General features: G+C 36.3%; 10 protein-coding genes. 8 read left to right on the forward strand and 2 right to left on the reverse strand.

Annotation, left to right across the window (positions count from 1 at the left end; all coding sequences use genetic code 11):
• The 3 genes from VF06_RS15275 to VF06_RS15285 all read left to right on the forward strand — a co-directional run.
• On the forward strand, positions 1-186 hold a 186-nt coding region (locus VF06_RS15275; RefSeq protein WP_099084275.1), incomplete at its 5' end, for a hypothetical protein.
• A gap of 120 nt (positions 187-306) precedes the next feature.
• Positions 307-615: a DUF3181 family protein gene (locus VF06_RS15280; protein WP_099073575.1), complete on the forward strand. Its 309-nt coding sequence runs from the start codon at positions 307-309 to the stop codon at positions 613-615.
• A 113-nt stretch (positions 616-728) separates the two neighbouring features.
• On the forward strand, positions 729-944 hold the full coding sequence (locus tag VF06_RS15285; RefSeq protein ID WP_099073576.1) for an acetyltransferase: 216 nt from the start codon (positions 729-731) through the stop codon (positions 942-944).
• A 238-nt stretch (positions 945-1,182) separates the two neighbouring features.
• On the opposite strand, the gene VF06_RS15290 is transcribed toward VF06_RS15285, so the two are convergent.
• Positions 1,183-4,209, reverse strand: a complete 3,027-nt coding sequence (locus VF06_RS15290; RefSeq protein ID WP_099066688.1) for an ABC transporter substrate-binding protein — start codon at positions 4,207-4,209, stop codon at positions 1,183-1,185.
• Positions 4,210-4,231: 22 nt separating this feature from the next.
• A complete protein-coding gene (locus VF06_RS15295; RefSeq protein ID WP_099066687.1) occupies positions 4,232-7,240 on the reverse strand; it encodes an ABC transporter substrate-binding protein in 3,009 nt (1,002 codons plus the stop codon).
• A gap of 418 nt (positions 7,241-7,658) precedes the next feature.
• Here VF06_RS15295 and VF06_RS15300 point away from each other — a divergent pair, with 418 nt between their 5' ends.
• The 5 genes from VF06_RS15300 to VF06_RS15320 all read left to right on the forward strand — a co-directional run bounded on the left by VF06_RS15300 (position 7,659) and on the right by VF06_RS15320 (position 12,012).
• Positions 7,659-8,156: a hypothetical protein gene (locus tag VF06_RS15300; protein WP_099066686.1), complete on the forward strand. Its 498-nt coding sequence runs from the start codon at positions 7,659-7,661 to the stop codon at positions 8,154-8,156.
• A gap of 248 nt (positions 8,157-8,404) precedes the next feature.
• A complete protein-coding gene (locus tag VF06_RS15305) occupies positions 8,405-8,731 on the forward strand; it encodes a DUF6464 family protein (RefSeq protein ID WP_099066685.1) in 327 nt (108 codons plus the stop codon).
• Between the two features lie 443 nt (positions 8,732-9,174).
• Positions 9,175-10,437, forward strand: coding sequence for an ABC transporter substrate-binding protein (locus VF06_RS15310; protein WP_099066684.1), 1,263 nt, complete (start codon positions 9,175-9,177; stop codon positions 10,435-10,437).
• A 7-nt stretch (positions 10,438-10,444) separates the two neighbouring features.
• Entirely contained in the window at positions 10,445-11,395 is a 951-nt protein-coding gene (locus VF06_RS15315; protein WP_099066683.1) for a branched-chain amino acid ABC transporter permease, read from the forward strand.
• 14 nt (positions 11,396-11,409) lie between these two features.
• Complete coding sequence (locus VF06_RS15320; RefSeq protein ID WP_099066682.1) at positions 11,410-12,012, forward strand: Uma2 family endonuclease; 603 nt, start codon at positions 11,410-11,412, stop codon at positions 12,010-12,012.
• Positions 12,013-12,209 lie beyond the last annotated feature (197 nt).

The raw sequence follows: 12,209 nt of genomic DNA on the forward strand, positions 1-12,209 counted from the left end.
CGCTCGCTGCATGTCGCTATCGCTGCTACTATCAATTCTGGATTGTGGTTCTTCCACATCTTGAAAGATACCAGTTGGGAATGGCTGCCCTGGTTGACTGTCAGTTGGTTAGTAATATTGTTGGTGCATCTAATTTATATTAGTGCGATCGCCAACTACACTGAAACTCCACCCAAATCCACCTGAAGATGGACTGCTGATGCTAGGGCGATTGTAACTTGTGGCAGTAGAATCAGCCTCGTTAATTGAGCAATAATGTAAATAAGCCTGAAATTTTGCGCTCTTTCTCAATATTGGGTTATTTTTATGGCTAAGACTAATACCTCAGAATTACTAGAAGCCCTAGCAGCCGAAATTGGTGAAAATGTCTATATAGACGTTGCTAAATGGCATCTTTATTTATCTAATGCCAAACTGCATACAATCGTTGCTGAAAAACTATATCCTTTAATTACTTCTAACTCTGTAAGTGAAGACCAAGTTACACAAGTGTTGGAATCCATTTCAGTAAAAATTGGCGGTGGCAAACGGGAATTGCCTTTAATTGATTTGCTGCCGTTGCAATGCCAGGTGAATTTAGTAGATATTTTGGAAAAATATCAACGCGAAATTTAATAAAAAAGAATTCAGAATTCAGAATTCAGAAATCAGAATAAGTTCTGTGCCTTTGGCGAGTTTGTATTGAGACTTGCGGCAAATTTTCATGCAAATTTATTGAGGTTAGTTGTATGTTGTTACAAATAAAAGATAGTGGTGAGTTGGTAAAGATTCTGGAAATTGAAGAATTACTCGACCCTAACACTGATGTTGTTCATGCACGAGAGCAACAAGGTGAAGAAGAACAGGAACCTGATTCTTTTAAAAAAGAAAATCTCGTTTTTCCTTCTGGTGAAGGTTTACCGCGCTGTTGGTTAGATGCTGATTACCGAACTGCTAATAGTTAGGGACTTCCAGATAAAAAATATTCAATTATTTATTGTGGGGTGGGCATCTTGCCCGCCCAATTTATATGGCGGGCAAGATGCCCACCCCACAAGATTAGATAATTTATTTCTTGAAGTTACCTTATTAATTTAAAACCAGGAGATTGGGTTTTAGCTTGGTTTCTGTGAGATACAAAATCTCATCTTGTTATGTTAAATGAAGTGATAGAATTATTTATATTAAAAAGCTACCCGTCTTTTAAGGTGAACATTTATTCAAGCACGTAAACTTACCTGACTCAACCTTCACTAAGACAGCTTCACTCTGGCGTTCCCCCTTCTGAAACTTCAGTTCGTTTCCTGATGTTAGTTTGGCGTTAAGATCTATCTGTGTTAATTTTTGCAAAATTGTTTCTCTCGAAGGTTGGGGTGATAGAGAGTTAATAAAAGCTTGAGCAGCATCATAACTAGTAGCTGTGCGCCAACTAATATCTCCTCCCCATAGTCGCCTTGCAGCTTGGGAAAAGCTTTTAGCTTGTGGCGCATCCCTAAACCAAGGCACAGCAACAACTAAGCCTTCAACAGCATTTCCACCATCTTGTAAGGTTTTCTGATTATATAAAGTATCACCACCTAACAACTTTAGTCCTAACTTATTATCAGCATTTGCTTTAGCAATATCGAGTGTTGTGGCTGTATATTGTACACTTGGGAACAATACAATCCCCTGTACCTGTTTAGATGCACTATCTTTAAGTTCTTGCTCAATATTCAGTGTTTCATTGTTCAAATCTATCAAACTAATAATTTGACCTTTAAAGTTAGTTCTAAACTCTTCCCTCAAACTGTTGCTATAAAAATTGTCGGAATTATAAACAATTACAACTTTATTTAAACGAGAATCAATAGCATATTTCGCTAATTTTTCACCAAATGCGGCATCAGAAGGTGTTGTTCTGAAGAAATTTTTTCCCTCTAAAGCGTTAGAAGCGCTAGTAGGAGAGATGAAAGGTATATCTGCTTGTTCGTATATATAAGGTATATCTGCTTGTTCGTATATAATATTAAGAGCAGCTTTTGTAGTGTTGCTAGAACCATGTCCAATTACTCCCAACACAGATTTATCATTAGCTAGCCGTTGAGCTATTTGTTGGGCTTGCTTTGAGTCATCACCATCATTAGCAATCAGAATTTCCAGCGAACGACCATCCTGACCACCATTGGCATTAAATTGCTCTTGTGATTGTGCAACTCCACGCAAAATTTCTTGAGATCTATCTCGTCCATTTTCTGCGGGTACTACTACTGCTAAGGTGAATGGATTACCTCTTTGACGAGCTATTGCATTATTGTAGTAAATCCGCACTTCTGGATCGCTGCGATTAGCCGTTATAGCCTGTTGAAATAATTTAATGGCTTGTGAGTAATCACCTTGTTTAAATGCTTCAATACCTTGGTCGCGGTAAGTGTTGGGGATTGAGAAAAAGAGAGTGCGATCGCCACGACTAATATTATTCTGAATATTGTTAGGAATCAATGAATTCTGCTTGTAACCACAACTACCATCAACTTTTTGTTGACCTCCATCACAGGAAGTTGAAAATCGATAAACAACAATACTACCTATGGAAATCCCTAGTAAAATTAAACCCAAGATGACTGGGCGAATCAAAGCTTTTTGATTTTGCAATGATTCAATTGTTACTAACCCTCCTTTTAACTGTTGTTGATAAATTTGGGCTTGTTGTTTCTCTAGTCTTTCTTGTTGTTCAATTTCTGCTTCAATTTCGCGTAGTTTATATTTTGCCGATTCTCTATCAGCTTCAATTTTTAAAACTTTCTGAAATGGAGATTTTGCCTCGATAAACTTTCGTTGTTTTATCAAATTATTGCCATAAGCTTCTAATGCTAGTAAAAAACCTTCTTTATTACGTATATAATCTATTTGGTAAGCTCGCTCGTAGATTTCCAGAGATTTTTTAAAATTGTAAATCTCCAAGTATTTCTCTGCTAAAGCAACTAAAGTACTAAAGTGATTAGGATTGAGTTTTAAAATTTCCTCGTAAGCATCTATAACATTTTGATTTTTACCATCTTGATGCAGTTTGATTGCTTCTTCACTAATTCTATTAATTTCTTCTTCTCGAAATTTTTCTAATCTCCATATTGCTTTTTTTAATGGGTGATTTTCCACTAACCAGCGACGGACTAATTCAATTTTTACTCGGCGCTCTGTCTCATCTAAAAAACCACTTGCTGTTAGCTTTTTAGCAGCTTCTCTCAATTCAATTGTTACAATAACTCCATATTTATTCAGTAATATTAATGGATCTTCTGGAAACGATTTACTTTGCTCTATAGCTATTTTTTGACCTTCCGCTACTGCTGAAAATACTACTTTTTCATCTACAGATAGTCCATACCAAAACCCTACTAATCCGGGTTCTACACTTTCAATTGTTTTGTCTACAATACCTTCGACATCAGAACGAGTAACTTTCCATATCTTGGCAATTTTTGCTTGCAGAAAAAGATTAAAACAGATAGCTTGGGTAAAATAGGGATGCCCTGATGAAAGTTCAAAAATTGCTCTGATTGCATCTTCCTCGTACTCCAGCATACCTTGTGCTGGTTTAGTAATTAGTTGTTTAGTAGTTATTTCATCTAGTAAATCAACTTTTTGATATGGCGGAGTGTTGAATAAATCAACTAGATTTTGTAAATCATGTTGAGTTCGCCCAACTACAGGAATAATGAATAATTTTTCTTGCTGGTCTAGAAGTGATTGCAAATATCTGAAAAAATTATTACCATGATTTAATATGTTATCATCACTACTGATAACATCAAATTCATCCAGTAATATCACTAGATTTCTATCGCCTAATATCTGATAAACTCTTGGTAAAAAATTATTAGAAAATATATCTAGATGATTCTCCAATTCTTCTTGAGAAGGAAGTAAAATAATGTCTGAATTTAACTCTAAAGTTTCTGCGATCGCTTCAGATAATTTATGTAATATCTCACTTAGAGAAGATTGACTGTGACCTTGCAAATCAAAATTAATAAAAACAAATTTATTCTCAGCTAATTTGTGAGGAATTTGCTGAAGTACTGAAGATGTACCAATGCGTCGTTGACCGTGCAATAAAAGAATTCTTGTATTACTATTAAGACAATCTTCAATAAACTTGAATAAATTGTCCCGTCCGAAAAACTTTTCCGGTTCATAGATTGAACGACCGATGATGTAAGGATTTCTGCGAGCAGTAGAGTTATTCATATAAAAAAGCTACCCTGGTGTCTCAAGGTGAACATTGCTGCAAGCATTTAAACTGACCTTGCTCAATCGTTACAAGAATGGCTTTACTTTGGCGTTCTCCGTTCTTAAATTTCAGATCGTCTCCTGATGTTACTAGCTTATCTTCCGATGTTCCTTTGGGGGAAAGATTTAAGTTTTGTAGTCGTTGCAGAATTGTTGCTCTTGAAGGTCGGGAAGACAGAGATTTAATAAAAGCTTGAGTAGCGTCATAACTGGTGGCTGTGCGCCAACTAATATCTCCTAACCATTGTTGTTTTGCAGCTTGGGAAAAATATTTAGCTTGTGGTGCTTCCCTAAACCAAGGCACAGCAAGAGCTAAGCCTTCAACATTTTTACCATCATCTAATGTTTTTTTATTGTATAGGCTGTCACCACCTAACAACTTTAGTCCTAAATTTTTATCAAGATTGATTTTAGCTACCTCAAGTGCTGTGGCTGTATATTTTATGTCTGGGAATAGCATAACCGCTTGCACTTGTTGAGATGAACTTTCTTGAAGTTCTTTTTCTATATCTAGCGTCGGATCTGTAACATCTATCAGGCGAAAAATTTCACCTCTAAAATTATTTTTAAATTCTGCTTTAAGACTATTACTATAAAGGCTTTGAGGATTATAAAAAATAACAACTTTCTTTAAAGAGGAACTTGTAGCATATTTACCTAATTTTTCACCAAATGCAGCATCGGAAGGAGTTGTTCTAAAGAAGTTTTTTCCTTGTAAAGTGTTGGCACTGCTGGTAGGAGAAATAATAGGTATATCTTCTTGTTTGTATATATTCAGAACTGCTTGTGTGGTTTGGCTAGAGCCATGGCCAATTACCCCCAGTAAATAGTCTTTCTGAACTAATTTTTTAGCTATTTTTTTGGCTTGTTCTTCGTCATTAGCGTCATTGGCAATTAAAATTTCTAGCAATCGACCATTCTGACCGCCATTAACATTAAATTGTTCTTGTGATTGTGCAACTCCACGCAATATTTCTTGAGCTTTGGATTGGTCATTTCCAGGTACAACCACTGCTAAAGTTAAGGGACTATACTCTTCTCCCGTTTTAGCCTTGTCGTTAGCTTTGGCATTGTTATAGTAAATTCGTAATTCTGGATCGTTGCGATTGTTGCGATTATCCGTTATGGCATTTTCAAATAATTCAATGGCTTTAGAGTAATTAGCTTCTTTAAATGCTTTTATGGCTTGGTCAGGGCGAGTGTTATTATTAGTAGGAAATAAAATGCGATCGCCACGACTAATATTACTCTGAATATTATCATCTGCTTTTGGTGTAGTCGTTGGAGTTTGTGTTGGTGAAGGATTAGGAACTGAAGGAGATAGATTGACAGCAATATTACCACCTAGAAGGGCAATCAATCCTAGAATTATACCTAATATAACTCGCTGGCGAACAGGATTTTTTGAGTTATTTATATCAGGTTTAGTTAATTTTTCCTCAACTTGTTGTATTTGGAGAACTTCCTGTTTTTCGAGTTCAGTGTTAATTTCTGCAAGTTGTTCTTTTACTGATTCCTTCTCAGGCTCAATTTCTAAAGCTCTATCAAACTGAATTTTTGCCTTAGTTAATTTTCCTTGTTTCTTCAAATTTTTTCCATAGGCTTCTAGTGCTTGTAAAAGATTTTCTTTATTCTCGATACGGTTATAGTGATAAGCTCGTGTGTAGAGTTCCAAGGATTTATCAAAACTTTCAATATCCAAGTACTTTTTAGCTAAAAGAGGTATAGTCTCGAAATGATTTGGATTGAGTGCCAATATTCTTTCATAATGGTCTATCATATCTTGAATATTTTTATCGCGATACAATTCTAATTCTTGTTTTGAAATTCGATCTATTTCTTCTTCTTTAATTTTTTTCAATTCATTTCTTGCTTGATTGAATGGGTGAAATTTGACTAACCAGCGACGGACTAATTCAATTTTGACTCGTGCTTCTTTCTCTGTGTCTTCCAAATAACCTTTTTTAACTAATTGCTTTGCGGCTTCAATTATTTCTTCTGTCTGGATAATTCCATAGCTTTTCAAGAACGTAAATGGATCTTCTGGAGATTTTCCTGGGCTATTAACTATTTTTTTTACCTCTGCTACTGCTGCAAGAAATACTTTTTCATTAATAGATAATCCATCCCATAATCCTTCTAATCCAGATTTAAGACCCTCAATTGTTTCATCTACAATGTTGTCTACATCTTCCCGATTAACTTTATTTTTTGTCCCCGATCTTACTTGAAGAAAAATATGAAAACAGATACCTTGGATGAGATAAGGATGGCATGATGAAAGTTCAAAAATTGCATTTATGGCATCTTCTTCGTACTCGAACATACCCCTTGCTGGATTAGTAATTAGTAGTTTAGCACTTATCTCATAAAGTAAATCAATTTTTTGAGTTGGTGGACTGTCGAACAGCTGACATAGGTTTTGCAAATCATCATCAAACCGCCCTAAAACTGGAATAGCAAATAATTGTTTTTGTTTTATTAAAACTGTTTGTAAATATAGGAAGAAATGATTGCGATCGTTAATATTAATCGCAACATCAAATTCATCCAATAAAAGCACTAGTTTTTTATTACCTAATTCCTGACAAACTATTGGTAAAAAAACATCACAAAATATATCTAAATTATTATTAATTCCTGTAGTCGAATGGAATATACTAATATGTTGACATACATCTAATTGTTCGCATATTGTTTCAGCTAATTTATATATAATCTCGCCCGCAGACGAATTGCTGTAACTTTGCAAATCAAAAGAAATAAAGACAAATTTTTCCTGATTTTCCGGTTTAATTTTATGGGGAAGCAGTTTGAGTAGAGAAGATTTACCAATGCGCCGTTGACCGTGTAATAACTGAATTTGTATATTATTATTGAGATTATCTTCAATAAACGCAAATAAATCTTCGCGTCCGAAAAATTTTTCTGGTTTAATAATTGTCTGACCGATAATGTAAGGATTTCTCCAATGATTTCTATTCGTCACATTCTTTCTCTCCACAGGGTTACCTGATTAACTTGGTGTTTCCTATTTCCACCCCACAAAAAATTTTGACAAAACTATTTTTCTACGACAAAGGGATTGTTTGAGATATTGTGGTTAGATATTTAATTAGAAAATAGTAAAATTTTTTACTTAATTATAGTGTAAAAAAAATAATGACTGTGTGTATAAATTACATCAAATTTGTCTATTTTTCGTAAAATTTATGTAAAAACTATATTTTTTATAAGTATTTTCACGTCCCGTAAAATTTCCTTACACGATCGCCAACGACAAACAAACTAGTACAATCACTGATTTTGTTCTTCATATTAAACCTCATATACAAAAGTTTATAGTACATATGTACTTAATTGCTGTTAAAATGCCTTACAAGTCAGCTAGCCTTGTTTGAGGTAGTATGAAAAACATCCCAGACAGTCCAAAAGTTTCACTGTTGCAACCGACACCTGTGACCACTGCCATAGTGCCACTACAACCACAAGAGGAAAAAATCATCACTGACCAGGAGCGTTTAGTCGCGCAAGTTGAACGCATCAACCGTATGGCAGGGGAGCTAGAAGCAGCGATACTGGAGTTGAAAGCGATCGCTAACACACTCAATACTCAAAAAAGTTACCCACTGGTTAAGCCGAACCAATATAAAAATATTTGTCAGTATTTGGCAGTTAGCGTACCTTGGGTGAGAAAAAAATCAGACCAGTCTTTTATTTTGACAACACGAAGAGTTGATTTATTCCGAGCAGAAAGAGAAGCAGCACTACTAGCACAGCAACTACGCCAGCAAACCAAAAAAAGATTAGCGTCCCAGCGACATAGAAAAAACAAGGATGCAGGTGATACCAATTCAAAATTCAAAATCCACGTATTAGGCAAGTCAGATATTAGAAGGGTTTAGGAACGGTCAACAAATCTTAAAGCGATCGCCATTTAAAGGTAATCCACCTCTGAGGTTGTAAAAGTTATGCTGATTGAAGTGTGGTAGAAGCAAGATATTTTCTTTCATTGCCAAAGACCACAAGACAATTGCTAATTGCTAGCAATTATGTTAGCAATTAGCACATTTGCCCTCAAATTTGCACTTGTATAGAATCAGAGTGCAATGTTAGGGACGCTCGATCGGTGTTTAAAAGGGGTAAAAAGAAGGTGTTAAAGACACTTTTAGTGATTGCCGTTGGTTTTTTACCGTCCCTGTTTTCCCTGTGGGTAATCCGCAAAACACGATCGCGATCGCGTTTACGGATGAGGCAAGCAGCCATGAATTTTCCCAGGATGCGACCAGGGGAAAACTTCACATCGCCGGAAGGCGATCGCTATTATTTAGAAGGGGTGGGCTACCTGATTGGTGACATCAGCTGCAAGTTTAATGCCCGATCTGGCTACATTCGCTGTGCCGTGAATCCTGACGGGCCGTGTAACGGTTGTCGCCACTACGAGCCAAAAGAATTAACTGGTAATGAAAAAAAGGCGTAAACTGTTGAGTGCGGACGGTTGACGGTTAACTGTTAACTGGAAATTACATCTGGTTTTCGGGATGGAATGAGTTTAAGCCCTAGTTGACAATAAACTTCTTAGCATATTCCCAGGTTTTACTAGGGAATGATAAAATCATGGGCTACTACAATAATTTGTATTTACAAACACTTTGAATATTTGTCTTTGTATGCTCAAATAAAAATGAGTCAGAATTCAGTAGGCAGGAGTAAAAAATTACAATTTATCACTAGTCTAGTATGATTTGTGCATTCATTTATTTAATGTTGCTTTAATTTTTGAACTCTTATGACCTCTGTTAGCGTAGCCCATTCTCGCTTCTAGATTCTGACAAAAATGATTTAATATAATTCTTGCAAAAGATTCCAACTTTTTGTTTGAACTTTTGCAAATTTATCTGATAACTGCATGATTATTTAACCATGAAAAAAACTTGTTTTGGAATAACAGCATTATTATCAAGTTGTGCGTTTCTACTAACAGCCTGCGGTGGTGACACCACAACTGTGACCAATTCTCCAAATAATACTCCAAATAGTACTACGAATAACACTGCAACTAACGCCACAGCAACCACGGGTACATTATCAGGTGCAATTCCCATTGGCATTGCCGTTGCTCAAACAAGTAATGTGGCATTATTGGGTCAAGAACAAGTGGCTGGAGTTAAAATTGCCGAGAAGTATTTTAATGCTAAAGGTGGTGTCAACGGCACTCCAATTAAATTAGTATTTCAAGATACTAGCGGTGATGAACCAGGAGCAATTAACGCAATTCAAACTTTAATTAATAAAGATAAAGTGATTGGGATTGTTGGCCCGACTTTATCACAGCAAGCCTTTAGCGCTGACCCCGTTGCCGAACGTGCCAAAGTACCAATTATTGGGCCATCAAATACAGCCAAAAATGTTCCTGAAATTGGTGATTATGTTGCCCGCGTTTCTGCACCAGTTTCCGTGGTTGCTCCCAATTCGGTGAAAGCTGCACTCAAGCAAAATCCCCAAATTAAAAAAGTAGCAGTTTTCTATGCTCAAAATGATGCATTTAGCAAATCAGAAACGGAAATATTTCAACAAGCGGTGAAGGATGGCGGACTAGAATTAGTAACAGTCCAAAAGTTTCAAACTAGCGATACAGATTTTCAAAGCCAAGCTACCAATGCAATTAATCTTAAACCAGATTTGGTGATTATTTCTGGCTTAGCTGCTGATGGTGGTAACTTGGTGCGACAATTGCGAGAACTGGGTTACAAAGGTTTAATTGTTGGTGGTAATGGTTTAAATACATCAAATCTCTTGCCAGTTTGTAAGGCGCTTTGTGATGGCGTATTAATTGCTCAAGCTTATAGTCCAGAACATCCAGGGGAAATAAACGCCGCATTTCGCAAAGCTTACATTGACGAATATAAAAAAGAACCACCCCAATTTAGCGCCCAAGCTTTTGCCGCAGTGCAAGTTTATGTGGAAGCTTTAAAATCTTTAGATAACAAGAGCAAAGTTAATAAATTACAACTACCAGAATTACGGACGCAATTAAATAAAGAAATACTTGCTGGAAAATACAATACACCACTGGGTGAAATTGGTTTTACTCCCGTGGGTGAAGTTGTGCAAAAAGATTTTTATGTAGCCCAAATTAAGATGGAAAAAGATGGCAGTCAAGGTAAATTTACATTTTTGAAATAGTTGCTACATGGATATTAGTCTATTTTTGCAGCAATTATTAAACGGCCTGTCCATTGGCAGTGTCTATGCAATTTTTGCCCTGGGATATACCTTGGTTTATTCTATTTTGGGCATTATTAATTTAGCTCATGGGGCAATTTTTACCTTGGGTGCATATTTTACCTATGCACTCATGGGTGGTAACTTTGGGTTTAATGGCTTATTAGCAAATGCAGCCTTACCGATAAAATTACCATTTGCTATTGCTTTGATTTTAGGAAGTACCTTGGCGGGATTAGTAGGGGTAATAATGGAACGAGTTGCTTTTCAACCTCTGCGCCGTCAAGGTTCCGATCCTTTGCTAACTGTTGTTTCCAGTTTGGGAGTAGCAGTGGTAATTGTGAATTTAATCCAGTATTTAGTAGGCGCAGAAAGTTACACTTACCCAGCAAATACCTATGGGAATTTACCACCTTCTATTAACTTTGGTACTCAAGATAAAGAAATTCCCATTCGCACCGTTCAAATCGTAATTTTTGGTGTATCAGTAGGAATTGTGGCAATTCTCAGCTATTTTATCAATGGTACAAAACATGGTAAAGCAATGCAGGCGATCGCTGAAGATCCAATTACTGCGAGTTTGTTAGGAATAAATAGCGATCGCTTCATCATCTTAACATTCTTTATCAGCAGTTTCCTAGCAGGATTAGCAGGAACTTTAGTCGCTTCTAGTGTTAGTATTGCCGGGCCATATTTTGGTATTGCCTTTGGTTTGAGAGGTTTAGCAGTAATTGTCTTGGGTGGGTTGGGTAGCATTCCCGGCGCAGTTTTAGGAGGATTACTCATTGGATTAGTTGAAGCTTTCGTCCCAGCAGAATATTCCGGTTATAAAGATGCTGTAGCCTACGGAATATTATTTATCATGTTGTTAGTTAGACCCCAAGGTTTGCTAGGTCGTCGGTTTATTCAAAAAGTTTAAATAGACGTAAGGCTATGAAAACATACACCAAACAAAAGTTAACTTTTGATGATTTTTTAGAACAGTGTCCAGAGGAAGGTTTATATGAACTGGTGGATGGGGAAATTGTAGAAGTGCGTGCAACTAGAAATCATGATGATGTCGCTGATTTTACATTATTTGGTTTCAATAATGAAATTAGACGACTCAATCTAAATTATGTAGTTAATAACACAGCAGTTTTGAGAACTCTAACTGCCAATGGCATAGAACAAGGGCGTAAGCCTGATGTCAGCGTCATAGATAAAGATGTATGGCGTTCAAATCGTTCTGCTTATTCTGCACTTGAAGAACCCATCCAGTTAGCCATAGAAGTAACATCAACTAATTGGGAAGATGACTACATTGATAAATTAGATGAATATCAACGTTTAGGCATTAAAGAATATTGGATTGTAGATTATTTAGCAATTGGTTCAAGAGAGTATTTAGGAAATCCCAAAGTTCCCACTGTGTTTGTTTTTCTACTAGATGCAGAGGGTAAATACCAACGCACAGACTTTAGAGGTTCAGAACGAATCGTGTCACAAACTTTTCCTGAACTAACGCTGACAGCAGAGCAAATATTAACAGCTTAAAGAAGAATACAGAATTCAGGAGTCAGAATACAGAATTCAGAATTCAGAATGAATTAGTGGTAAATTCAGAACTGCAAATAATTGTAGACTACAAGAATTTAAATGAATACTTAAACCCTTTTATTTGGTAACTCCTAAATTCTGACTCCTGACTCCTGACTCCTGACTCCTAACTCCTAACTCCTAACTCCTAACTC

This window comes from Nostoc linckia z4, assembly GCF_002608075.1.
Classification (GTDB): domain Bacteria; phylum Cyanobacteriota; class Cyanobacteriia; order Cyanobacteriales; family Nostocaceae; genus Nostoc; species Nostoc linckia.